We start from the raw sequence: 22,164 nt of genomic DNA on the forward strand, positions 1-22,164 counted from the left end.
ACGTGTTCTAGTGCCCAGTAAAACACGCCTCGTAGCTAGATAAAAGGCAGGTCACCATCCTCGCTTGTCAGAGTAATGAAACGTGTTCTAGCCTGACGGAATGGGTAACCCTGTCATCGTTGAAGCCACTCGTAGCCCCATCGGTAAGCGGAACGGATGGCTGTCCGGCCTGCACGCCACCGAGCTGTTGGGTGCGGTCCAGAAGGCGCTGGTCGAGAAGGCCGGCATCGACGCCGGCGACGTCGAACAGGTCATCGGCGGCTGCGTCACACAGTACGGCGAGCAGTCGAACAACATCAGCCGGGTCAGCTGGCTGGTGGCCGGGCTGCCGGATCACGTCGGCGCCATGACCGTGGACTGCCAGTGCGGCAGCGGCCAGCAGGCCAACGGCCTGGTCGCCGGGCTGATCGCGGCCGGCGCGATCGACATCGGTATCGCGTGCGGCATCGAGGCCATGAGCCGCGTCGGGCTGGGCGCGAACGCCGGTCCGGACCGCACCATTCTGCGGCCCGCATCCTGGGACATCGACCTGCCCGACCAGTTCACCGCGGCCGAGCGGATCGCCAAGCGGCGCGGCATCACCCGTGAGGACATCGACGAGTTCGGCCTGGCGTCCCAGACCAAGGCCAAGCAGGCCTGGGAAGAGGGCCGCTTCGACCGCGAAATCTCCCCGATCGAGGCGCCGGCCCTCGACGAGAACAAGCAACCGACGTCCGAGCGCGTCACCATCAGCCGCGACCAGGGCCTGCGCGACACCACGCTGTCGGGCCTGAGCTCGCTCAAGCCGGTCATCGAGGGCGGAATCCACACGGCGGGGACGTCGTCGCAGATCTCCGACGGCGCGGCGGCGGTGCTGTGGATGGACGAGGACAAAGCCAAGGCGCTGGGCCTGCGGCCGCGGGCCCGCATCGTCAGCCAGGCGCTGGTCGGGGCCGAGCCGTACTACCACCTGGACGGTCCGGTGCAGTCGACGGCGAAGGTGCTGGAGAAGGCCGGGATGAAGATGGGCGACATCGACATCACCGAGATCAACGAGGCCTTCGCTTCGGTGGTGCTGTCGTGGGCCCGGGTGCACGACCCGGACATGGCCAAGGTCAACGTCAACGGCGGGGCCATCGCGCTGGGCCACCCGGTGGGCAGCACCGGCAGCCGGCTGATCACCACGGCGCTGCACGAGCTGGAACGCACGGACCAGACCACCGCGCTGATCACCATGTGCGCGGGCGGCGCCCTGTCCACCGGCACCATCATCGAGCGCATCTAGCGCGCGATCGTTTCCGTTTCCCGGTGAGCGTCTCCGACGACAGCCGCGTCGCCGCGGCGCAGGCCTACATCGACGCGTTGGTCAACCATGACGGTGACTCCGTTCCGTTCGCGCGCGGCTGCACCCGCATCGAGCAGGGGATCAAGAACGGGTTCTCCGGAAATCACTTGCGGCGCAGCCTCAATCGCGGGCTGCAGTACCGGTTGCTCGCGGACACGACGCCACCGGACTACCGCATCGACGGTGACCGGGTGCACGCGGTGTACCAGGTGCTGACCAAGGCGGCGTTCGGCGGCCGGCGGCTCGCCGCGCGCGTCAACGAGACCTTCGTGATTCCGGCCGAAAGCGCAAGCGGGAAGGCCGAAATCCACCACATCACCGTTCGCTTCCAACCCTTCATCCAGCGTTAAGGACGTCGAGGAACTCCCATGCCGAAACCGAAGCCACGTTCGCTCAACGCTCCCTGGGTGGGTTTCATCATCAAATGGATGGCCAAGGGCAACACGTGGATCTACAAGCTCAGCAACGGAAAGTTCGGCGGCACTTTCCAGAAGGCTCCGGTCGCGCTGCTCACCACTACCGGCCGCAAGACCGGTGAACCCCGGGTGAGCCCGCTGCTGTACCTGCGTGAGGGGAACCGGGTCGTTCTAGTCGCCTCGAAGGGCGGCAGTGACAAACACCCGTTGTGGTATCTCAACCTCAAAGCCGATCCGAAAGTCTCCGTGCAGATCAAGGACGAGGTCCTGCAGCTGCGGGCCCGCGATGCCACCGAGGCGGAACGCGCGGAGTACTGGCCGAAGCTGGACGCCATGTATCCCTCGTTCGACGACTACCGGGCCTGGACCGACCGGGTCATCCCGATCGTCATCTGCGACCCCTAAGTTTCCGTTTCGCCCTGGCGGGGAATCATCTGGGCACCATGTCCAACGGCCGCTGGATCCGCAACTCGCGCCCGATTGCGCTGCTGCTCAAGTATTTCGCGCGGGCCCACATCTGGGTGTACCGACGGACCAACGGCAAGGTCGGCGCCAAGCTGCTGCGCTTCCCGGCGGCCCTGCTGACCACCACCGGACGCAAGTCCGACGAGCCGCGGACCACCGCGACCCTCTACCTGCGCGACGGCGATCGGGTGATCCTGCCCGCGTCCTTCGGCGGGCGCGACGAGGATCCGCTGTGGTATCTCAACCTCAAAGAGAACCCCGACGTGCGGGTGCAGATCCGCGCCCAGCGCCTGGATCTGGTCGCCCGGGACGCGACCGACGCTGAGCGCGAACGGTATTGGCCACGATTGACGCGGATGTACCCGGCCTATCGCAAATACCGCGAGACCGCCGACCGGGTGATCCCGCTGGTGGTGTGCGAACCGCGCTAGGCGCCGTAGACCGGGACGGGCCGGCGCGCCTTGGCGAGCAGATCGGCGACGACGCGCCCCAGTTCCGCGGGATCCCACCGCGCGCCCTTGTCGATCTCCGGCCCGTGTGCCCAGCCCTCGGCGACCCGGATCTTGCCGCCCTCGACCTCGAACACCTTGCCGGTGACGTCGCGCGATTCGGCGCTGCCCAGCCAAACCACCAGCGGTGAAACGTTTTCCGGCGCCATGGCGTCGAATTCCTGGTCCTGCGTCGCCATCATCTCGGCGAACACCGTCTCGGTCATGCGGGTGCGGGCCGAGGGCGCGATGGCGTTGACGGTGACGCCGTAGCGTCCCATCTCGGCGGCGGCGACCAACGTCATCGCCGCGATGCCGGCCTTGGCGGCGCTGTAGTTGCCCTGCCCGACGCTGCCCTGCAGGCCGGCGCCCGAGCTGGTGTTGATGATCCGGGCGTCAACGGTTTTGCCCTCCTTGGACAGTCCCCGCCAGTACGACGCGGCGTGGCGCATCGTGGCGAAGTGCCCCTTGAGGTGCACGGCGATGACGGCGTCGAACTCCTCTTCGCTGGTGTTGGCCATCATCCTGTCGCGCACGATGCCGGCGTTGTTCACCAAAACGTCCAGGCCGCCGTAGGTTTGGACGGCGGTCTGGATCAGGCTCGCCGCCTGGTCCCAGTCCGCGACGTTGGATCCGTCGGCGACGGCTTCACCACCGGCGGCGGTGATTTCGTCGACCACACTCTGGGCGGCGCTGCCACCGCCGGCCGGCGAGCCGTCCAGGCCCACCCCGATGTCGTTGACCACCACACGCGCGCCTTCTTCCGCGAAGGCCAGCGCATGCGCGCGACCGATACCGCCGCCCGCTCCGGTGACGATGACGACGCGGCCGTCAACCACTCCCATAGTTTCCTGTCTCCTCTACTTGATCGCGCTCGCGTTCGTGGTGGCCAGATAGTGCGGCGGCTCACCGCCGCCGTGCACCTCCAACGAGGCCCCGCTGATGTAGGCCGCCAAGTTGGAGGCCAGAAAGGCTGCGGCCCAACCGATATCAGCGGGATCGGCCAGCCGGCCCAACGGCACATTCTTCGAGATCGCCGCGATGGAATCGGCATCGCCGTAGAACAGTTCGGACTGCTCGGTCTCCACCATGCCGACCACGCAGGCGTTCACCCGGACCTTCGGGCCCCACTCCACCGCCAGGGTCTGCGTCAGACTTTCCAGGCCGGCCTTGGCCGCGCCGTAGGCGCCCGTTCCCGGAGACGGCCGGCGTCCGGACAGGCTGCAGATGTTGACGATCGACCCGCCCTGCGGCTGGGTTTGCATGTGGTCGTTCGCGTGCTGCGAAACCGACAGCGCACCAAGAAGATTGAGTTCGATGATCTTGCGGTTGAACTTGGCGCTGGACTCCGCGGTCAGCACGTAGGGCGATCCCCCGGCGTTGTTGACGACGACATCGAGGCGCCCGTGCCGGTCCACGATGGTGTCGACCAACCCCTTGACGGCGTCGTCGTCGCGGACATCGCACGAGTGGAATTCGTAGGGCGATCCGTCGACCGCCCGTCGCGCGCAGGTGACGACGGTGGCGCCCTGCCCGGCGAAAACGGAGCTGATGCCGGCACCCACCCCACGAACACCGCCGGTGACGAGAACCACCCGCCCGGCCAGCCCCAGGTTGATGCCTTCTCCAAATGGGGGGCATGCTTCGGCGCGAGTCACTGTGCTAGCGTACCAAGCAAGTGCTTGCTTAGGTAGTTACACCCCCACAAGGAAGTGGCACCTTGCCCATCACATCCACAACCACCGAACCGGGCATCGTCGCGGTCACCGTCGACTTCCCGCCCGTCAACGCCATCCCGTCGCGCGGCTGGTTCGAACTCGCCGACACCATCACCGCGGCCGGCCAAGACCCCAACACCCACGTGGTGGTCCTGCGCGCCGAGGGCCGCGGCTTCAACGCCGGGGTCGACATCAAGGAGATGCAGCGCACCGAGGGATTCACCGCGCTCATCGATGCCAACCGCGGCTGCTTCGCCGCGTTCCGCGCGGTCTACGAGTGCGCGGTGCCGGTCGTCGCCGCGGTCAACGGATTCTGCGTCGGCGGCGGCATCGGGCTGGTCGGCAACTCCGACGTCATCGTGGCCTCCGACGACGCCACCTTCGGGCTGCCGGAGGTGGAACGCGGCGCGCTCGGCGCGGCGACGCACCTGTCGCGGCTGGTTCCGCAACACATGATGCGGCGGCTCTTCTTCACCGCGGCCACCGTCGACGCCGCCACCCTGCACCACTTCGGTTCGGTGCACGAGGTGGTGCCGCGCGACGAGCTCGACGAGGCCGCCCTGCGGGTCGCGCGCGACATCGCCGCCAAGGACACCCGGGTCATCCGCGCGGCCAAGGAAGCGCTGAACCTGATCGACGTGCAACGAGTCAACTCGAGTTACCGCATGGAGCAAGGCTTTACGTTCGAACTCAACCTCGCCGGCGTTTCCGACGAGCACCGCGACGCGTTCGCCGGTACGACGAAGGGCGAGAAGTCTTGAGCGACAAGAGAACCACCCTCGACGAGGCCGTCGCGCAATTGCGCAGCGGCATGACCATCGGCATCGGCGGCTGGGGATCACGGCGCAAGCCGATGGCGTTCGTGCGCGCGCTGCTGCGCACCGACATCACCGACCTGACCGTGGTCACGTACGGCGGACCGGACCTGGGCCTGCTGTGCTCGGCCGGCAAGGTCAAGCGGGTCTACTACGGATTCGTCTCGCTGGACTCCCCGCCCTTCTACGACCCCTGGTTCGCCAAGGCCCGTGCCAACGGCGCGATCGAGGCCCGGGAGATGGACGAGGGCATGCTGCGCTGCGGGCTGCAGGCCGCCGCACAACGGTTGCCGTTCCTGCCGATCCGGGCCGGGCTGGGCAGCTCGGTGCCGGACTTCTGGGAGGGCGAGCTGCAGACGGTGACCAGCCCGTATCCCGCACCCGGCGGTGGGCACGAGACCCTGATCGCGATGCCGGCCCTGCGCCTGGACGCCGCGTTCGCGCATCTCAATCTCGGTGACGCGCAAGGTAATGCGGCCTACACCGGGATCGACCCGTACTTCGACGACCTGTTCCTGATGGCCGCCGAGAAGCGCTTCCTGTCGGTGGAACGCGTGGTGTCCACCCAGGAATTGGTCAAAGCGGTCCCCCCGCAGGCGCTGCTGGTGAACCGCATGATGGTCGACGGTGTGGTCGAGGCGCCGGGCGGCGCCCACTTCACCACCGCGGCACCGGATTACGGCCGCGACGAGAAGTTTCAGCGGCACTACGCCGAGGCGGCCTCGACGGACGAGGGCTGGCAGCGGTTCGTGCAGACCTTCCTGTCCGGCAGCGAGGACGACTATCAAGCGGCCGTGCGCGCGTTCAAAGAGGAGGCCTCGTCATGAAGGGCGACCTGATCACCCGATCCGAGATCTGCGCGGTCGCCTGCGCCGAATTGTTCCGGGACGCCGGCGAGATCATGGTCAGCCCGATGACCAACATGGCCTCGGTCGGCGCGCGGCTGGCCCGGTTGACCTTTTCACCGGACATCCTGCTCACCGACGGCGAGGCGCAGCTGCTGGCCGAGACCCCGGCTTTGGGCGCGTCCGCTCCCGTGGAGGGCTGGATGCCGTTCAGCCGGGTCTTCGAAACCCTGGCCTGGGGCCGGCGGCACGTGGTGATGGGCGCCAATCAGGTTGACCGCTTTGGCAATCAGAACATCTCGGCATTCGGCCCGCTGCAGCAGCCCAAGCGCCAAATGTTCGGTGTTCGGGGCGCGCCCGGCAACGCCATCAACCACGCCACCAGCTACTGGGTGGGCAACCACTCCAAGCGGGTGTTCTGCGAGAAGGTCGACATCGTCTGCGGAATCGGTTGGAACAACGTGGACCCCGGCAATCCGGCGTTCCGGTTCGCGAACACCTACCGGGTGGTGTCCAACCTCGGCGTGTTCGATTTCGGCGGCCCGGACCGCACCATGCGGGTGGTGTCCCTGCATCCCGGCGTCGCGGCCGACGAGGTCGCCGAGAACACCTCGTTCGAGGTGCACGGCCTGGACGCCGCTGCGGAGACCAGGCTGCCGACCGACGACGAGCTGCGCCTGATCCGCAAGGTCATCGACCCGAAGGCGCTGCGCGACAGAGAGATCCGCTGATGAGATTGCGCACGCCGCTGACCGAGCTGGTCGGCGTCGAGCACCCGGTGGTCCAGACCGGGATGGGCTGGGTGGCCGGTGCCCGGCTGGTGTCCGCCACGGCGAACGCCGGCGGGCTGGGCATCCTGGCCTCGGCCACCATGACGCTGGACGAATTGGCCACGGCCATCGCGAAGGTCAAGGCGTCGACCGACAAGCCGTTCGGCGTGAACATCCGCGCCGACGCCGCCGACGCCGGCGACCGCGTCGACCTGATGATCCGCGAAGGCGTCAAGGTGGCCTCCTTCGCCCTGGCGCCCAAGCAGGAACTCATCGCACGCCTGAAAGACGCCGGCGCCGTGGTGATTCCGTCGATCGGCGCGGCCAAGCACGCCCGCAAGGTGGCCAGCTGGGGCGCCGACGCGATGATCGTGCAGGGCGGCGAGGGCGGTGGGCACACCGGCCCGGTCGCCACGACCTTGCTGCTGCCGTCGGTGCTGGACGCCGTGCAGGGCAGCGGGATTCCGGTGATCGCGGCCGGTGGATTCTTCGACGGGCGCGGCCTGGCGGCCGCGCTGAGCTACGGCGCCGCGGGCGTCGCGATGGGCACCCGCTTCCTGCTGACCTCGGATTCGACTGTGCCGGATGCGGTGAAACGCCGTTACCTGGAGTCCGCGCTGGACGGCACCGTCGTCACCACCCGGGTGGACGGCATGCCGCACCGGGTGCTGCGCACCGGCCTGGTCGAGAAGCTGGAAAACGGCACGCCGATCAGGGGCCTGACCGCCGCCGTGCGCAACGCCGCCAAGTTCAAGCACATGTCGCAGATGACCTGGCGGGCGATGATCAGCGACGGCCTGGCCATGCGCCACGGCAAGGAGCTGACCTGGTCGCAGGTGGTGATGGCAGCCAATACCCCGATGCTGTTGAAAGCCGGCCTGGTCGACGGGAACACCGAGGCCGGCGTGCTGGCTTCCGGACAGGTGGCCGGCATCCTCGAAGACCTGCCGTCGTGCGCCGAACTGATCGAATCGATCGTGCGCGACGCGATCGAGCACCTGCAAGCGGCATCCGGGCTGGTCGAAGGGCCGTAACCGGCCAGGACCGCGGGATTGAAGCGTATAGCTGAAACCTAGCATTATTAAGCTATAATCTTCATATGGTCCGGTTGAAGCAATACACTTCACCGCGAGCGACCCTCATCGGCGACGTCGTGGGCTCCAGGCGCGCCACCGACCGCGCGAAGCTGCACCGGGCCCTGGCGAGCGCCCTGCGGAACATCGCCGCCGACGCCACCGATCCCCCGGCGTTCACCGTTGGCGACGAGTTTCAGGGCAGCTACCCGACCGTGGGGGCCGCGATCGATGCCGCCCTGTCGCTGCGGCTGGCCGTCGGTCCCGAGGTCGACGTCCGGTTCGGCATCGGCTGGGGCACGGTCACCGTCCTGGACGCCGACGCGGGAATCCAGGACGGGCCGGGCTGGTGGACGGCGCGAGAGGCCATCCAGCAGACCGCGGCGGCTCAGCAACAGCCGGGCTTTGCGCTGGTGCGCACGACGTTCCGGGCCGACGGCGACACACGCGACGACGTCGCCGCGGTCAACGCTGCCCTGATTTGTCGGGACCATCTGCTTGGATCGCTCGATGAGAGGTCGTTGCGGATTGTGACGGGGTTGATGACAGGCCGGACCAAAAAAGAGCTCGCCGCCGACGAGGGCATCAGCCCGTCGGCGATATCGCAGCGGGCCGGCCGCGATGGCTTGGACCTGATAGTCCTTGCCAGCCAATACCTTCGGAGCCTGCCGTGAGCGCCATCGCGGTCTTTCTCATCGCGCTGGGAGTCGCCGACCTCGCCCGGCGCGCGATCCGTGCGGCCTGGCCGCCGCTGCTGATCGGGCCGCTGGTGGTGCTGGCGTGCGCGGCGCTGGGGGCCCTATGGCATGCCGGCGACATCGCGTTGCTGGTGTTGGCGGGCGTCGCGGTCATCGCCTGGGAATGGCTGTGCGGGCGCAGCGAGCGCAGCGGCACCGCGCAGGGGGCACCGTTGGCCGTCTTCGGCTTCGCGCTGGCGCTGCTGGTCGTGTCGTCCGGCTGGTCGGCACCGGCCGGCGGCGCCGTCGCGCGGTGGTCGGCCTGGGTCCACCTGCCGCTCGACCATGTGGCACCCACCCGGCTGCTGATGCTCGTCGGCGTGGTGCTGGTTCAGTTCGCAACCGCAAACCAGTTGGTGCGCTTGGTGCTTGGTTCGGTGGGCGCGGTGCGCCCGGCCGGTGAGCCGCAGCCGTCGGACCGGCTCAAGGGCGGCAGGCTGCTGGGTCCGATGGAGCGCCTGCTGATCCTGAGCCTCGGCGTCGGCGGGCAGGTGGCCGCGGCCAGCGCCGTCGTCGCCGCCAAGGGCATCATCCGGTTCCCCGAATTGAACGCTCAGACAAACCGCAACGGCGGCGTCGGGATCGACGAGGTGACCGAGTACTTCCTGGTCGGCAGCTTCACGAGTTGGCTGCTCGCCCTGGGCGGCATCGGCCTGGTCGTGGCAACCCGCTAACATGCTGGCCGAGTGTGAACTTCACGACGCGACACACCGCTGAGCCGTCGAGAAATTCATACTCGGCGGTCAAGGACGCCATCCCGCGGCGCGCATCGCGGCGACGACACGGGCAATAAAGGTACCCTGCCGATAGCGGAGAAGGTCGCTGCTAACCCGGATGATCGTCCAGCCCAAGTCGGCCAATGCGGTGTACCGGTCGATGTCGCGATCGCGCTGCCCGGCGTCCGTCCAGTGCTGTGGCCCGTCGTACTCGATGCCGACCCGCAGCTCCCGGTACCCCATGTCGATGCGCGCAATGAAGTCGCCATAGTCATCGCACACTCGGATCTGTGTCTGTGGCACAGGCAAACCCGCGGCGATCAACACCAGCCGGGTGCGGGTCTCCTGCGGAGGCTCTGCTCCGCTGTCCACGAGCGGCAACACGGCTTTGAGCCGAACCAGACCGCGCATGCCGCGATGCTCGGCCATCACGGCTTCGATGTCGGTGACTTTGACGTCGGTTACGTTCGCCAGCGCGTCGAGCCGCTGCACCGCAAACAGCCGCGACGATGTCCACCGTCCAACATCGAAAGCCGTACGTGCCGGACTGATCACCAGCATGCCGTCGACTTCGACGACCTCACCGCGGAGCAGTGTCTCACTGTGCACGACAATGCCGGCAGGTGCGTGCCGATTGACGTGTACCAGCTCAGCATCGAGCGGCGGGCTGACCCACTTCGCCCCGAGCAGTGCGGCCGCCGAGTTTCCCGCGACGACGCCCTTGCGCCGCGACCAAAGCCATGCCGCCTGCGCGCGTTCGCGCGCCGTCAGCGCGATGCCGCCCGGGCAGTAGACGCCTGGGTAGACAGGCTCGTAGAGGGAGCGCATTGCCCGCTCCGGCATCACTTTTGCCGCCAAGGCCTCACTGCCCAGGAAGAGTTCGGTCATGCTGGCATGCTGCCAACGCCCACCGACACCTCTGCGAGTGTGAAGCCTACGACGCGACACGCCGTTGAGCCGCCGCGGATTTCACTGTCGGCGCAACGAGTTACAGGCGCTCGATGATCGTGACGTTGGCCGTGCCGCCGCCTTCGCACATCGTCTGCAGCCCGTAGCGCCCGCCGATGCGCTCCAGCTCGTTGAGCATGGTGGTGAACAGCTTGGCGCCGGTGGCACCCAGCGGGTGGCCGAGCGCGATCGCGCCGCCGTTGGGGTTGACCTTCTCCGGGTCGGCCTTGATCTCCTTGAGCCAGGCCAACACCACCGGCGCGAACGCCTCGTTGATCTCCACGGTGTCGATGTCGTCGATGGACAGCCCGGCCCTGTCCAGCGCGTACCGGGTCGCCGGGATGGGCCCGGTCAGCATGAAGACCGGGTCGGCGGAGCGGGCACTGATGTGGTGGATGCGCGCCCGCGGCGTCAAATTGTGCTCCTTGACCGCCTTTTCGGACGCCAGCAGCACGGCACTGGCGCCGTCGGAGATCTGGCTGGCCATGGCCGCCGTCAGCCGGCCGCCTTCGACCAGCGGCTTGAGCCCGGCCATCTTCTCCAGCGAGGACTCACGAGGGCCCTCGTCAACCCGGAACGGCCCGGATTCGGTTTCGACGGTGATGATCTCGTTGTCGAAGTGGCCGCCGCGGATGGCCGCGAACGCGCGCTCGTGACTGGTCAGCGCGAAGCGCTCCATCTCCTCGCGAGACAGGTTCCACTTCTCGGCGATCATCTCCGACCCGCGGAACTGCGAGATCTCCTGGTCGCCGTAGCGGTGCAGCCACTGCTTGGACTCGTTGGTGGGCGAGGTGAAGCCGAACTGCTCGCCCACCGTCATGGCCGACGAGATCGGGATCTGGCTCATGTTCTGCACGCCGCCGGCGACGATCAGGTCGGCCGTGCCGGACATGACCGCCTGTGCGCCAAAGGAAATGGCCTGCTGGCTGGATCCGCACTGCCGGTCGACGGTGACGCCGGGAACCTCTTCGGGATAGCCGGCGGCCAACCACGAGAGCCGGGCGATGTTGCCCGCCTGCGCGCCGATGGCGTCGACGCAGCCGGCGATCACGTCGTCAACGGCGGCGGGGTCGACGTCGACCCGGTCCAGCAGCCCGCGCCAGCCCAGCGCGCCGAGGTCGACCGGGTGAACCCCGGCCAGCGATCCGCCGCGCTTGCCGACCGCGGTACGCACAGCGTCGATGACGTACGCCTCAGGCATTTCAGACTCCTTCTTCGATCTTCTTCGATTCGGCAGTAATTCCGCCAAGAACGATGGCGAGGTATTGCTGGCCGACCTGCTCCGCGGTAAGCGGCCCGCCCGGCTGATACCAGCGCACCGACACCCACGTGGTGTCCCGGATGAAGCGGTAGATCAGGTCGACGTCGAGGTCGGGCCGAAAGCAGCCCTCCGCCACGCCCTGATTGAGCAATTCGAGCCACATCTTGCGTTGCTGCCGGTTCATGTCCTCGATGTAGGAGAACCGGGGCTGGGACAACAACCGCTGGGCCTCGTCCTGGTAGATGACGACCTGCGCGTGCCGGTGCTCGATCGCCTCGAACGACGCCATGAACAACCCCTTGAGCCGCTCCAGGGGATTGGCCTCGCTGTCCACGATCTCGCGGTAGCGGGCGAACAACCAGTCCAGGAAACTGCGCAGGAGCTCGTCGACCATCTCCTCCTTGGAGGAGAAGTGGTGATACAGGCTGCCGGACAGGATGCCGGCGCTGTCGGCGATGTCGCGCACGGTGGTGGCGCGCAATCCACGCTCGGCGAACATGGTCGCGGCAAGCTCCAGTAGCTCGTCTCGCCGGCTGTTGGCCTGACCGGGCACTCGGTCCACCCGATCAGAGTATCAACCAAGCGCTTGCTTGGCCACCGAGGTGTGGTTTCCCGCCCCGACGGCCGACGGCGGCGTCAGCGCAGCGAGACCACCGGCGGGTTCTGCGACTCGTCGGCGGTGCCGGATACGAACGCGTTCACCACGCTCGTTTTGGTGCCCCCCGACCGGGTCTGGGCGGTCAGCGGGAAGTTCACCGACCCGGAGAAGGACGCCTCGAGACGGAACGGGTCGAACAGGTTGATCTTGAGGCCACTGATGTCCGGCTTGCCCCACGCGGCGGTCCCGTCCACCAGGTCGTAGTCGAAGGCGTGCTGGGGGCAGTCGGCCGGCCGCAGCTGAGTGGAGTTCGCGCAATTCGCCAGCGCCGCCGAGATCGCGGAACTGGTCGCCGCAACCCCCTTGTCGCTCAGCTTGAACTCCAGGTCGTTGAAGTACGCTCCCGCCGTCGTCAAATTGTCAAGCAGGAACGGCTTTTTCGGGTTGACGGCCAGATTCGGGTTGCTGCTGGCGACGTCCAGCCAACCGGGAAAGACGTAGACCGGAGCGGTGCCGACGGGCTTGCCGAAGAACGTCGCGGTTTTGACGGCGGCCTGTTCGATGCCCGCGTTCAGCGTGTCCACCTTGATCGCGGCGTGGTCGAGCTTCCAGTCGTTGCCTGCCTTCTTGATCGACATGGTCACGTCCGAGGTGTTGTCGCCGAATTTCGCCGAAACATGCACCTGCCCGAAGCCGAAGCCACGCGCGGAATTGTCGTCGAGGATCTTGATGTCGGTGATTGGCCACCGCGCGATCTGCCGTTTGAGGATGTCGTCGGTCAGGAATTCTTTCGACGCCGGCTGGTCGGTGCTGTACGTCAGCGCGGCTTGCGCGTCCCCGCGGGCGAGCGCCTCCAGGTAGCCCTTGGCGGCATCCCCGGCGCTGCCCGATCCGCCGCCACTGCTGACGGCGATCACGGCGATGACGATCACCACCAGCACGACGGCGGCCACGCTCAACCCGATGATCAACGGCCTGCGATTGCGTTGACCGGGGCCGCCGTGCGGCCCGTTGAAGTGGGCGACGGTGACCGGCGGCGGCGAAGACCACGGCCCGTATGCCGGCTGCTCGAACGGCGTTGCCTGAGCGCCCTGCCCCCACTGTTCCGGCCAGCCCGCGCCCGATTGCCAGGGCGCGCCCGGAGGCTGGCCGGGTGTGCTTGCGGGAGTCGGGTTCTCACCCCACGGCCGGTGACCCGGTCCTTCGCTCACAGCGCCCTCCCACCTGCGTCAACCGCGTTGGTCGACAATTGTAAACACGTCGTGGGCTCGCGCTAGTCAGCGAGATCGCAGCTCACGGGTGCTGACTGGAAACCGAGATGACCTCGCCGGTGAGGTAGCTGGAGTAGTCGCTGGCGAGGAATGCGATGGTGGCCGCGACCTCCCACGGCTCGGCCGCCCGTCCGAAGGCCTCGCCGGCCGACAGCCGGTCGAGCAACTCCGACGACGACGTCTTCTCCAGGAACTTGTGCCGCGCGATGCTCGGCGACACCGCATTGATCCGCACGTCGTACTCGGCGGCTTCGATTGCGCTGCAACGGGTCAGCGCCATCACCCCGGCCTTGGCCGCGGCATAGTGCGACTGCGAGTGCTGCGCGCGCCAGCCGAGGACGCTGGCGTTGTTGACGATCACCCCACCGTGCGGCGCGTCGCGGAAGTAGCGCAGCGCCGCGCGGGTGGCGCGGAACACCGACGTGAGGGTGACGTCGAGGACGCGGTCCCATTCCTCGTCGGTCATGTCGACCACCGGGGTCTGCCCGCCCAGCCCGGCATTGTTCACCAGGACGTCGATGCGTCCCATCCGCGCGGTCGCCGACGCGAACAGCGCATCGATCTGCGCGGTGGAGGTCACGTCGCACAGCACGCTTTCGACGCGGCCCTGCCCCAGCGCGGCGAGCTCGTCGGCCGTCTCCCCCAGCCGCCGTTCATGGTGATCCGAGATCACCACGTCGGCGCCCTCGGCCAGCGCCCGCCGCGCCGTCGACGCGCCGATGCCGGTGCCCGCGGCGGCGGTCACGACCACCACCTTGCCCTGCAGAAGTCCATGTCCGGCAATCTCTTTCGGGGCTTCGGACAGACTCATCCTTTGACCTCTCGGGGTAGGCCGAGCACCCGCTCGGCGATGATGTTGCGCTGGATCTCGTTGGATCCGCCGTAGATGGTGTCGGCGCGGGTAAACAGGAACAGCCGCTGCCATTCGTCGAACTCGCCGTCGGTCAACGTCAGTCCGGGCTTGCCGACGACGTCCATGGCCAATTCGCCCAGACCGCGATGCCAGTTGGCCCACAACAACTTCGACACGTTGTCCTGGCCGGGCTGCTCGACATCCATGGTGGCCAGCGCGTAACTGCGCATGGCGCGCAAGCCGGTCCACGCCCGGGTCAGCCGCTCGCGGATGAACGGGTCGTCGGCGGCGCCGGTGCGCTGGGCCAGCTCTGCCAGGTTGGAAAGCTCACGGGCGTAACGGATCTGCTGACCCAGTGTCGACACGCCCCGCTCGAAGGTCAGCGTCCCCATCGCGACCCGCCAGCCGTCCCCTGGCTCGCCGACCACCAGGTCGGCCGCGGTGCGGGCGTCGTCGAAGAACACCTCGTTGAACTCCGAGTCGCCGGTCAACTGGATGATCGGTCGCACTTCGACGCCCGGTTGGTCCAGCGGCACCAGCAGATACGACAGCCCGGCGTGGCGCTTGGACCCCTTCTCGGTGCGCGCGACCACGAAGCACCACTGCGCCCAGTGCGCCAGCGACGTCCACACCTTCTGGCCGTTGATCACCCACTCGTCGCCGTCGAGTTCGGCGGTGGTCGCCACGTTGGCCAGGTCACTGCCGGCGCCCGGCTCCGAATACCCCTGGCACCACAGCTCGGTGACGTCGAGGATGCGCGGCAGGAAGCGCTGCTGCTGCTCGGGCGTGCCGAAGGCGATCAGCGTGGGACCGAGCAACTCCTCGCCGAAGTGGTTGACCTTGTCCGGGGCGTCGGCCTTGGCGTACTCCTCGTAGAACGCCACCCGGTGCGCGGTGGACAGGCCGCGGCCGCCGTGCTCGACCGGCCACCCCAGGCAGGTCAGCCCGGCCTTGGCCAGATGCTGGTTCCATGCCCGGCGCTCCTCGAACGCCTCGTGCTCGCGTCCGGGCCCGCCGAGGCCCTTGAGAGCTGCGAATTCGCCGACCAGATTGTCGGCGAGCCACTGACGGACCTCCGCCCGGAACTCCTCGACGTCCTGCATGCCCTGTAGGCTAACCTACCAAGCACTTGCTTTGTTAGGCCGTCGGCGACTGCGCTTCGCGGGCGGAACTCTCTAGGAGCATTCGATGACCAACGATCCGCGCACGGTGCCCGCGGCGCTGGATCGTTTCGCCAGCCGGCTCCCCGATCACGACGCGTTGATCACCGACGAACGGTCCTTCACCGCGGCCGCGCTGCGCGATGAAGTGCGCCGGGCCGCCGCCGCCCTCATCGACCTCGGCGTGCGGGCGGGCGACCGGGTGGCCATCTGGTCGCCCAACACCTGGCACTGGGTGGTGGCCTGCCTGGCAATCCACCATGCCGGGGCGGCGATGGTGCCGCTGAACACCCGCTACACCGCCGCCGAGGCCGGCGACATCCTGGCCCGCACCGGCGCGCCCGTGCTGTTCGGGATGGGCCGATTCCTCGGCAACGACCGCGTCGCCGACCTGGACCGTGCGGCGCTGCCCGCGCTGCGGCACATCGTGCGGATACCGATCGAGGACGCGGAGACCGGGCCCGGGAGCTGGGACGAATTCATCGCGCGCGGCAGCGACCTCGACGCGGTGGCAGCCCGCGCGTCCGCCGTCACGCCCGACGACGTCAGCGACATCCTCTTCACGTCCGGCACCACGGGCCGCAGCAAAGGCGTGCTGTGCGCGCACCGGCAGTCGCTGTCGGCCTCGGCGGCCTGGGCGACCAACGGCAAGATCACCAGCGACGACCGCTACCTGTGCATCAACCCGTTCTTTCACAACTTCGGCTACAAGGCCGGCATCCTGGCCTGCCTGCAGACCGGCGCGACGCTGATCCCCCACCTGACCTTCGACCCGCTGCGCGCGCTGCAAGCCATTGAGCGAAACCGCATCACGGTGCTGCCCGGGCCGCCCACCATCTACCAGACGCTGCTGGACCACCCGGCTCGCGGCGACTATGACCTGAGCTCACTGCGGTTCGCCGTGACCGGAGCCGCGACCGTCCCGGTCGTGCTCGTCGAGCGCATGCAGTCCGAACTGGACATCGACATCGTGCTGACCGCGTACGGCCTGACCGAGGCCAACGGCATGGGAACCATGTGCCGCGCCGACGACGACGCCGTCACGGTGGCCACCACGTGTGGGCGCCCGTTCGCCGACTTCGAACTGCGCATCGACGCCGACTCACCCGGGGAATCGGGCGAGGTGCTGCTGCGCGGGCCGAACGTGATGCTGGGTTACCTCGAGGACCCGGAGGCCACCGCGGCCGCCATCGACGCCGACGGGTGGCTGCACACCGGTGACATCGGCGCCGTCGACGCCGCCGGCAACCTGCGGATCACCGACCGGCTCAAAGACATGTACATCTGCGGTGGATTCAACGTCTACCCCGCCGAAGTCGAGCAGGTGCTGGCCCGCATGGACGGCGTGGCCGACGCCGCCGTGATCGGGGTTCCCGACGAGCGGCTCGGCGAAGTGGGCCGCGCCTACCTGGTGACCCGGCCCGGCGCCCAACTCGACGAACAATCTGTGATCGCTTACACCCGTGAGCATCTGGCGAACTTCAAGGCGCCGCGGTCGGTGCGGTTCGTCGACGCGTTGCCGCGCAATGCCGGCGGCAAGGTGGTCAAACCACAACTGCGAGAGCAGGACTGAATGGATCTGGAACTCGACGAAGACACCTTGGCGTTTGCCGCCGAGGTGCGGGAATTCTTGTCGGCCAACGCCGATTCGATCCCGACAAAGTCTTACGACAACGCCGAAGGCTTTGCCCAGCACCGGCATTGGGACCGTGTGCTGTTCGACGCCGGGCTCTCGGTGATCAACTGGCCGAAGAAGTACGGGGGCCGTGACGCGCCGCTGCTGCACTGGGTGGTGTTCGAGGAGGAGTACTTCCGAGCCGGCGCGCCGGGCCGGGCCAGCGCCAACGGCACCTCGATGCTGGCGCCGACGCTGTTCGCGCACGGCACCGAGGAACAGCGGATGCGCATCCTGCCGAAAATGGCCAGCGGCGAGGAGATCTGGGCGCAGGCGTGGTCGGAGCCAGAATCCGGCAGCGACCTGGCGTCGCTGCGGTCCACCGCGACCCAGACCGACGGCGGCTGGCTGCTCAACGGGCAGAAGATCTGGAGCTCGCGAGCACCGTTCGCCGAGCGCGGTTTTGGGCTGTTCCGCTCCGACCCCGGCGCCGAGCGGCACAACGGGCTGACCTACTTCATGTTCGACCTGAAGGCCCAGGGTGTCACGGTGCGGCCCATCGTCCAGCTCGGTGGCGACACGGGGTTCGGCGAGATCTTCCTCGACGACGTCTTCGTGCCCGACGAGGACGTGATCGGCACCCCGCACGAGGGCTGGCGCGCGGCCATGAGCACGTCGAGCAACGAGCGCGGCATGTCACTGCGCAGCCCGGCCCGCTTCCTGGCCACCGCGGAGCGGCTGGTGCAGCTGTGGAAGGACAGCGGCTCGCCCGACGCGTTCGCCGACCGCGTCGCCGACGGCTGGATCAAGGCGCAGGCCTACCGGTTGCAGACGTTCGGCACGGTGACCCGGCTGGCCCTCGGCGGCGAACTGGGCGCCGAATCGTCGGTGACCAAGGTGTTCTGGTCCGACCTCGACGTCGAACTACACCAGACCGCGCTCGACCTCCTCGCCGCCGACGGCGAGCTCACCGGCCGCTGGACCGAAGGACTGCTGTTCGCCCTGGGCGGCCCTATTTACGCCGGCACCAACGAGATTCAGCGCAACATCATCTCCGAGCGGTTGCTGGGCCTGCCGCGCGAGAAGTCCGGGGGCAAGAAGTGAAATTTGCGCTAGACGAGCAGCAGCGCGACTTCGCGGCCAGCATCGACGCCGCGCTCGGCGCCGCGGATCTGCCCGGCGCGGTGCGCGCGTGGTCCGCGGGCGATACCGCGCCGGGCCGCAAGGTGTGGGAACAGCTGGCCAACCTCGGCGTCACCGCCCTGGCCGTGCCGGAGAAATTCGACGGTATCGAGGCCCATCCGGTCGACCTCGTCGTCGCGATCGAACGCCTCGGGCGTTGGTGCGTGCCGGGTCCGGTTGCCGAATCCATCGCCGTGGCACCGGTTTTGCTCGCCTCCGGCGATCACGCCGAGCGCTGCGCCGGATTGGCGTCCGGCGAGCTGATCGCCACCGTCGCGCTGCCGCCGCAGGCGCCGCGTGCCGTCGGCGCCGACGTGGCCGGCCTGGTGCTGCTGGCCGGCGAGGACGGCGTCACCGAGGCGACGCCGGGTGAGGTCCACGAGTCCGTCGACCCCAGCCGGAAGCTCTTTGACGTGACCGCGACCGGTGCGGCCTGGCAGGCGGACGTCAAGCGCGCCTACGAATTCGGCGCACTGGCCACCGCGGCCCAGCTGATCGGTGCGGCCGAGGCGCTGCGCGACGGCGCGGTCGACTACGCCAAGCAGCGCACCCAGTTCGGCCGGGTGATCGGCTCGTATCAGGCGATCAAGCACAAGCTCGCCGACGTGCACATCGCCATCGAGCTGGCCCGGCCGCTGGTCTACGGGGCGGCGCTGACCATGGACCCGCGTGATGTCAGCGCGGCCAAGGCGGCCGCGTCCGAGGCGGCCCTGCTGGCGGCGCGGTCGGCGTTGCAGACCCACGGCGCAATCGGTTTCACCCAGGAACACGACCTGTCGCTGTTGCTGCTGCGCGTGCAGGCGCTGCGGACGGCCTGGGGGACGCCCGAGGAACATCGGCGACGAGTGCTGGAGGCGCTGTGAGTGAAGAACGCGAGCTACTCCGCGAGACCGTCGCCGCCCTGGTGACCAAGCACGCCGGCCCGGCGGCCGTGCGGGCGGCCATGGAGTCCGACCGCGGCTACGATGAATCGCTGTGGCGGCTGCTGTGCGAGCAGGTCGGCGCCGCGGCCCTGGTGATACCCGAGGAGCTGGGTGGCGCGGGCGGCGAATTGGCCGACGCCGCAGCCGTTCTGCAGGAGCTCGGCCGCGCCCTGGTGCCCTCCCCGCTGCTGGGCACCACGCTGGCCGAACTGGCGTTGTTGAGCGCGGCCGAGCCGGACGCCGCGACGCTGGAAACCCTCGCCGAGGGCGTCTCGATCGGCGCGCTGGTGCTCGATGCCGACTACGTGGTGAACGGCGACATCGCCGATGTGGTGGTCGCCGCCGGGGACGGCACGGTGAGCAGGTGGACGCGATTCCGCGCGGAGCCCGTCACCACCATGGACCCGACCCGGCGCCTGGCGCGACTGACAGCCGAGGAGACCGAGTCGATCGGCACCGACCCGGGTCTGGCGGGCACGGCTGCCGTCCTGCTGGCCGCCGAACAGATCGGCGCCGCCGAGCGCTGTTTGGAACTGACCGTCGAATACGCCAAGGACCGAGTGCAATTCGGCCGGCCGATCGGCAGCTTCCAGGCAGTCAAGCATCGGATGGCCGACCTGTACGTCACCGTCGCCGCCGCGAAGACCGTCGTCGCCGACGCGTGCGATGACCCCACCCCCACCAACGCCGCCGCCGCCCGCCTGGCCGCCACCGAGGCGCTGAACGCGGTGGCCGCCGAGGGCATCCAGCTGCACGGCGGCATCGCGATCACCTGGGAACACGACATGCACCTGTACTTCAAGCGTGCCCACGGCAGCGCGCACCTGCTGGATACGCCGCAGGAACTGCTTAAGCGACTGGAATCCGAGGTACTCCAGACGCCGTGACCGACCGTGTCTCGCTGCGCGCCGGCATCCCACCGTTTTATGTGATGGATGTCTGGCTGGCGGCCGCGGAGCGCCAGCGCAGCCACGGCGACCTGGTCAACATGTCGGCGGGCCAGCCCAGCGTGGGGGCGCCCGAGCCGGTGCGCGCGGCGGCGGCCGCCGCAGTCCATTCCAACGAGCTCGGTTACTCGGTGTCGTTGGGCACCCCCGAGCTGCGCGCCGCGATCGCCGCGGACTACCAGCGCCAGCACGGGCTCGACGTCGAACCGGACGCGGTGGTGATCACCACCGGCTCCTCGGGCGGCTTCCTGCTCACCTTCCTGGCCTGCTTCGACGTGGGTGACCGGGTGGCTCTGGCCAGCCCCGGCTACCCGTGCTACCGAAACATCTTGTCGGCGTTGGGGTGTGAGGTGGTGGAGATCCCGTGCGGCCCGGACACGCGTTTCCAGCCGACCGCGCAGATGCTCGCCGAACTCGACCCGCCGGTGCAGGGGGTCATCGTGGCGAGCCCGGCCAATCCGACGGGCACCGTCATCGAGCCGGCGGAGCTGGCCGCCATCGCGTCGTGGTGCGACGCGTCCGGAGCGCGGCTGATCAGCGACGAGGTCTACCACGGCTTGGTCTACGAGGGGGCACCGCAGACCAGCTGCGCGTGGCAGACCTCACGAAACTCCGTGGTGGTCAACAGCTTTTCCAAGTATTACGCGATGACGGGCTGGCGGCTGGGCTGGCTGCTGGTGCCGCCCGAGCTGCGCCGCGTGGTGGATTGCCTCACCGGAAACTTCACCATCTGCCCGCCGGTGCTGTCCCAACTCGCGGCGGTGGCGGCCTTCACCCCGGAGGCGACCGCCGAAGCCGAGGGCCACCTGCAGCACTACGCGACCAATCGATCGCTGGTGCTCGATGGGCTGCGCGGCATCGGCATCCAACGTCTGGCCCCGACCGACGGCGCCTTCTACGTGTATGCCGACGTCTCGGAATTCACCGACAATTCGATGGATTTCTGTTCAAAGTTGTTGGCGGAGACCGGTGTTGCGATCGCACCGGGGATCGACTTCGACACCGTGCGCGGGAATTCGTACGTGCGGCTGTCCTTCGCGGGCCCGACGAACGACGTCGAGGAAGCGGTGCGGCGCCTCGGTCCCTGGCTCTCGGCCCGCTAGCGCAAATCCGCCCGGCCGCCTAGGCGTCGAGCACCTGCGCGATGCGGGCTTCGAGCGCACCGCGGTCGCCGATAGCCGCCACGTCGATGCCGAACCGCTCGATGAGCACGTCGACGACCGCCGCCGCGTCGTCCAGGCGGATCTTCTCGCTGCCGTCGGCGCGGTGGATGGTCAGGTTGCGCCCGGCCAGGTTGTAGCGGGCGTCGTCGGTGGTCAGCGCGACCATCAGGCCGGTGACGAACATCGACGACGGGTGCGTGGACACGTACCAGCTGCCCACCCGGAGGTCGATCTGCGGCACGGTTTTGGTGCCGAAGACATACAGCGGTTGCCACTCCTCGCGCACCAGGGCCTGCAGGACCAGGCCGTCGTCGCCGCGGTCGTTGAGCCGGTACGGCTCATGCGTGGTCTGCTGGGCGTTGCCGGTCTGCAAGCGAATGGGTGAGGTCAGGGTCTGGCCGCCGAACCCGACGTCGACCAGAAACGAACCCTGCGAGCCCGGGAACGTCACCGCGAGCACCGTGTGCGTCTGGGCGCCCGGGGGGCGGTCGGGCGGCAGCATCCACACCACCCGGCCGGCCAACCGCCGCACCCGGAACCCGATCTCGGTCAGCACGTAGCCCATCAGGCCGTTCTGCTCGTAGCAGTAGCCGCCGCGCCGACGGCGGACCAGCTTGTCGGTCAGGGCTTCCGGGCTCAGGTCGTCGACCGGTACGCCCATCAGCGGATCGAGGTTCTCGAACGGGATCGACCCCGTGTGCGCGGTCATCAGATCCTGCAGCACCGCGAGGGTCGGCTCGGCGGGCCGCGGTAGTCGATGCGGTCGAAGTACCCGTCCAGGTCCAGCGTCATGACACCATTCTGGCCGAGCGGGCGAGCCTCGACCTCGCGGCGCGGTGTACAGACGTGGCTGAGCTGCGGGTAACCGGTCGTCTT

Annotated in this window: 23 protein-coding genes and 1 pseudogene; 15 read left to right on the plus strand and 9 right to left on the minus strand. The window is 68.4% G+C overall.

From position 1 onward, the window contains the following. The first annotated feature begins 100 nt into the window (after nucleotides 1-100). From B9D87_RS16340 to B9D87_RS16355, 4 genes are read left to right on the plus strand one after another with little or no spacing between them, the layout of a single operon-like run. The gene (locus tag B9D87_RS16340) at nucleotides 101-1,264 is read left to right on the plus strand and encodes a steroid 3-ketoacyl-CoA thiolase (RefSeq protein ID WP_007772436.1); all 1,164 of its coding nucleotides are present in this window, start codon (nucleotides 101-103) and stop codon (nucleotides 1,262-1,264) included. A 23-nt stretch (nucleotides 1,265-1,287) separates the two neighbouring features. Beyond that, nucleotides 1,288-1,674, plus strand: coding sequence for a DUF8021 domain-containing protein (locus B9D87_RS16345; RefSeq protein WP_007772434.1), 387 nt, complete (start codon nucleotides 1,288-1,290; stop codon nucleotides 1,672-1,674). Between the two features lie 18 nt (nucleotides 1,675-1,692). After that, a complete protein-coding gene (locus B9D87_RS16350; protein WP_007772432.1) occupies nucleotides 1,693-2,145 on the plus strand; it encodes a nitroreductase family deazaflavin-dependent oxidoreductase in 453 nt (150 codons plus the stop codon). 38 nt (nucleotides 2,146-2,183) lie between these two features. Next, the gene (locus B9D87_RS16355; RefSeq protein WP_007772429.1) at nucleotides 2,184-2,636 is read left to right on the plus strand and encodes a nitroreductase family deazaflavin-dependent oxidoreductase; all 453 of its coding nucleotides are present in this window, start codon (nucleotides 2,184-2,186) and stop codon (nucleotides 2,634-2,636) included. Here B9D87_RS16355 and B9D87_RS16360 read toward each other — a convergent pair. After that, nucleotides 2,633-3,538: an SDR family oxidoreductase gene (locus tag B9D87_RS16360; RefSeq protein WP_007772428.1), complete on the minus strand. Its 906-nt coding sequence runs from the start codon at nucleotides 3,536-3,538 to the stop codon at nucleotides 2,633-2,635. The genes B9D87_RS16355 and B9D87_RS16360 overlap by 4 nt on opposite strands. 15 nt (nucleotides 3,539-3,553) lie before the next feature. Continuing rightward, on the minus strand, nucleotides 3,554-4,351 hold the full coding sequence (locus tag B9D87_RS16365; RefSeq protein ID WP_415623656.1) for an SDR family oxidoreductase: 798 nt from the start codon (nucleotides 4,349-4,351) through the stop codon (nucleotides 3,554-3,556). Nucleotides 4,352-4,413: 62 nt separating this feature from the next. On the opposite strand from B9D87_RS16365, the gene echA20 reads away from it, so the two are divergent. The 6 genes from echA20 to B9D87_RS16395 all read left to right on the plus strand — a co-directional run bounded on the left by echA20 (nucleotide 4,414) and on the right by B9D87_RS16395 (nucleotide 9,325). Further along, nucleotides 4,414-5,172, plus strand: coding sequence for a (7aS)-7a-methyl-1,5-dioxo-2,3,5,6,7,7a-hexahydro-1H-indene-carboxyl-CoA hydrolase (gene echA20 / locus B9D87_RS16370; RefSeq protein ID WP_007772420.1), 759 nt, complete (start codon nucleotides 4,414-4,416; stop codon nucleotides 5,170-5,172). Beyond that, nucleotides 5,169-6,053 (plus strand): cholesterol ring-cleaving hydrolase subunit IpdA, encoded by an 885-nt coding sequence (ipdA, locus tag B9D87_RS16375; RefSeq protein WP_007772418.1) that lies wholly within the window; start codon nucleotides 5,169-5,171, stop codon nucleotides 6,051-6,053. The genes echA20 and ipdA overlap by 4 nt, the downstream gene beginning before the upstream one ends. 8 nt (nucleotides 6,054-6,061) lie before the next feature. Further along, the gene (gene ipdB, locus B9D87_RS16380) at nucleotides 6,062-6,802 is read left to right on the plus strand and encodes a cholesterol ring-cleaving hydrolase subunit IpdB (RefSeq protein ID WP_167540323.1); all 741 of its coding nucleotides are present in this window, start codon (nucleotides 6,062-6,064) and stop codon (nucleotides 6,800-6,802) included. Then, nucleotides 6,802-7,875: a (3aS,4S,5R,7aS)-5-hydroxy-7a-methyl-1-oxo-octahydro-1H-indene-4-carboxyl-CoA dehydrogenase gene (gene ipdC / locus B9D87_RS16385; protein ID WP_007772415.1), complete on the plus strand. Its 1,074-nt coding sequence runs from the start codon at nucleotides 6,802-6,804 to the stop codon at nucleotides 7,873-7,875. Before ipdB ends, ipdC begins: the two co-directional genes overlap by 1 nt. 65 nt (nucleotides 7,876-7,940) lie before the next feature. Next, nucleotides 7,941-8,588 (plus strand): SatD family protein, encoded by a 648-nt coding sequence (locus B9D87_RS16390; RefSeq protein WP_007772414.1) that lies wholly within the window; start codon nucleotides 7,941-7,943, stop codon nucleotides 8,586-8,588. Beyond that, nucleotides 8,585-9,325 carry a hypothetical protein gene (locus tag B9D87_RS16395; protein WP_007772413.1) on the plus strand — a complete coding sequence of 247 codons (741 nt, stop codon included), beginning with the start codon at nucleotides 8,585-8,587 and terminating at the stop codon, nucleotides 9,323-9,325. The genes B9D87_RS16390 and B9D87_RS16395 overlap by 4 nt, the downstream gene beginning before the upstream one ends. A gap of 69 nt (nucleotides 9,326-9,394) precedes the next feature. Here B9D87_RS16395 and B9D87_RS16400 read toward each other — a convergent pair whose 3' ends face one another. From B9D87_RS16400 to ipdE1, 6 genes are all read right to left on the minus strand, one after another. After that, nucleotides 9,395-10,255 (minus strand): endonuclease domain-containing protein, encoded by an 861-nt coding sequence (locus tag B9D87_RS16400; protein ID WP_007772412.1) that lies wholly within the window; start codon nucleotides 10,253-10,255, stop codon nucleotides 9,395-9,397. 100 nt (nucleotides 10,256-10,355) lie between these two features. Then, entirely contained in the window at nucleotides 10,356-11,516 is a 1,161-nt protein-coding gene (fadA6, locus tag B9D87_RS16405; protein ID WP_007772411.1) for a steroid 3-ketoacyl-CoA thiolase FadA6, read from the minus strand. A gap of 1 nt (nucleotide 11,517) precedes the next feature. Then, the gene (kstR2, locus tag B9D87_RS16410; RefSeq protein ID WP_007772410.1) at nucleotides 11,518-12,138 is read right to left on the minus strand and encodes a TetR family transcriptional regulator KstR2; all 621 of its coding nucleotides are present in this window, start codon (nucleotides 12,136-12,138) and stop codon (nucleotides 11,518-11,520) included. A gap of 74 nt (nucleotides 12,139-12,212) precedes the next feature. Further along, nucleotides 12,213-13,385, minus strand: a complete 1,173-nt coding sequence (locus tag B9D87_RS16415; protein ID WP_080598572.1) for a DUF4878 domain-containing protein — start codon at nucleotides 13,383-13,385, stop codon at nucleotides 12,213-12,215. 82 nt (nucleotides 13,386-13,467) lie between these two features. Further along, the gene (gene ipdF, locus B9D87_RS16420; RefSeq protein WP_007772408.1) at nucleotides 13,468-14,256 is read right to left on the minus strand and encodes a (5R,7aS)-5-hydroxy-7a-methyl-1-oxo-2,3,5,6,7,7a-hexahydro-1H-indene-carboxyl-CoA reductase; all 789 of its coding nucleotides are present in this window, start codon (nucleotides 14,254-14,256) and stop codon (nucleotides 13,468-13,470) included. Then, nucleotides 14,253-15,401, minus strand: a complete 1,149-nt coding sequence (ipdE1, locus tag B9D87_RS16425) for an acyl-CoA dehydrogenase IpdE1 (RefSeq protein ID WP_007772407.1) — start codon at nucleotides 15,399-15,401, stop codon at nucleotides 14,253-14,255. The genes ipdF and ipdE1 overlap by 4 nt, the downstream gene beginning before the upstream one ends. Before the next feature lie 85 nt (nucleotides 15,402-15,486). On the opposite strand from ipdE1, the gene fadD3 reads away from it, so the two are divergent. The 5 genes from fadD3 to B9D87_RS16450 are packed head-to-tail and all read left to right on the plus strand — an operon-like array spanning nucleotide 15,487 to nucleotide 21,228. Further along, on the plus strand, nucleotides 15,487-17,031 hold the full coding sequence (fadD3, locus tag B9D87_RS16430; protein ID WP_007772406.1) for a 3-((3aS,4S,7aS)-7a-methyl-1,5-dioxo-octahydro-1H-inden-4-yl)propanoate--CoA ligase FadD3: 1,545 nt from the start codon (nucleotides 15,487-15,489) through the stop codon (nucleotides 17,029-17,031). Continuing rightward, nucleotides 17,032-18,177 (plus strand): acyl-CoA dehydrogenase family protein, encoded by a 1,146-nt coding sequence (locus B9D87_RS16435; RefSeq protein WP_007772405.1) that lies wholly within the window; start codon nucleotides 17,032-17,034, stop codon nucleotides 18,175-18,177. Continuing rightward, the gene (locus B9D87_RS16440; RefSeq protein WP_007772403.1) at nucleotides 18,174-19,118 is read left to right on the plus strand and encodes an acyl-CoA dehydrogenase family protein; all 945 of its coding nucleotides are present in this window, start codon (nucleotides 18,174-18,176) and stop codon (nucleotides 19,116-19,118) included. Before B9D87_RS16435 ends, B9D87_RS16440 begins: the two co-directional genes overlap by 4 nt. Further along, a complete protein-coding gene (gene ipdE2 / locus B9D87_RS16445; protein ID WP_007772402.1) occupies nucleotides 19,115-20,065 on the plus strand; it encodes an acyl-CoA dehydrogenase IpdE2 in 951 nt (316 codons plus the stop codon). The genes B9D87_RS16440 and ipdE2 overlap by 4 nt, the downstream gene beginning before the upstream one ends. Then, nucleotides 20,062-21,228 carry a pyridoxal phosphate-dependent aminotransferase gene (locus B9D87_RS16450; RefSeq protein ID WP_007772401.1) on the plus strand — a complete coding sequence of 389 codons (1,167 nt, stop codon included), beginning with the start codon at nucleotides 20,062-20,064 and terminating at the stop codon, nucleotides 21,226-21,228. The genes ipdE2 and B9D87_RS16450 overlap by 4 nt, the downstream gene beginning before the upstream one ends. 19 nt (nucleotides 21,229-21,247) lie before the next feature. On the opposite strand, the pseudogene B9D87_RS16455 reads toward B9D87_RS16450, so the two are convergent. Continuing rightward, nucleotides 21,248-22,080: pseudogene (locus B9D87_RS16455) on the minus strand (arylamine N-acetyltransferase family protein). Between the last annotated feature and the right edge of the window lie 84 nt (nucleotides 22,081-22,164).

The sequence above is a fragment of the Mycobacterium colombiense CECT 3035 genome (genome assembly GCF_002105755.1).
In the GTDB taxonomy this organism is placed as follows: Bacteria; Actinomycetota; Actinomycetes; order Mycobacteriales; family Mycobacteriaceae; genus Mycobacterium; species Mycobacterium colombiense.

What these genes read in the sequence shown, in the direction of transcription:
- B9D87_RS16340 (WP_007772436.1), top strand. Translation starts at nt 101, where the DNA reads ATGGGTAACCCTGTCATCGTTGAAGCCACTCGTAGCCCCATCGGTAAG.
- B9D87_RS16350 (WP_007772432.1), top strand. Translation starts at nt 1,693, where the DNA reads ATGCCGAAACCGAAGCCACGTTCGCTCAACGCTCCCTGGGTGGGTTTC.
- B9D87_RS16355 (WP_007772429.1), top strand. Translation starts at nt 2,184, where the DNA reads ATGTCCAACGGCCGCTGGATCCGCAACTCGCGCCCGATTGCGCTGCTG.
- B9D87_RS16360 (WP_007772428.1), bottom strand. Translation starts at nt 3,538, where the DNA reads ATGGGAGTGGTTGACGGCCGCGTCGTCATCGTCACCGGAGCGGGCGGC.
- ipdC (WP_007772415.1), top strand. Translation starts at nt 6,802, where the DNA reads ATGAGATTGCGCACGCCGCTGACCGAGCTGGTCGGCGTCGAGCACCCG.
- B9D87_RS16390 (WP_007772414.1), top strand. Translation starts at nt 7,941, where the DNA reads ATGGTCCGGTTGAAGCAATACACTTCACCGCGAGCGACCCTCATCGGC.
- B9D87_RS16400 (WP_007772412.1), bottom strand. Translation starts at nt 10,255, where the DNA reads ATGACCGAACTCTTCCTGGGCAGTGAGGCCTTGGCGGCAAAAGTGATG.
- fadA6 (WP_007772411.1), bottom strand. Translation starts at nt 11,516, where the DNA reads ATGCCTGAGGCGTACGTCATCGACGCTGTGCGTACCGCGGTCGGCAAG.
- ipdF (WP_007772408.1), bottom strand. Translation starts at nt 14,256, where the DNA reads ATGAGTCTGTCCGAAGCCCCGAAAGAGATTGCCGGACATGGACTTCTG.
- ipdE1 (WP_007772407.1), bottom strand. Translation starts at nt 15,401, where the DNA reads ATGCAGGACGTCGAGGAGTTCCGGGCGGAGGTCCGTCAGTGGCTCGCC.
- fadD3 (WP_007772406.1), top strand. Translation starts at nt 15,487, where the DNA reads ATGACCAACGATCCGCGCACGGTGCCCGCGGCGCTGGATCGTTTCGCC.
- B9D87_RS16435 (WP_007772405.1), top strand. Translation starts at nt 17,032, where the DNA reads ATGGATCTGGAACTCGACGAAGACACCTTGGCGTTTGCCGCCGAGGTG.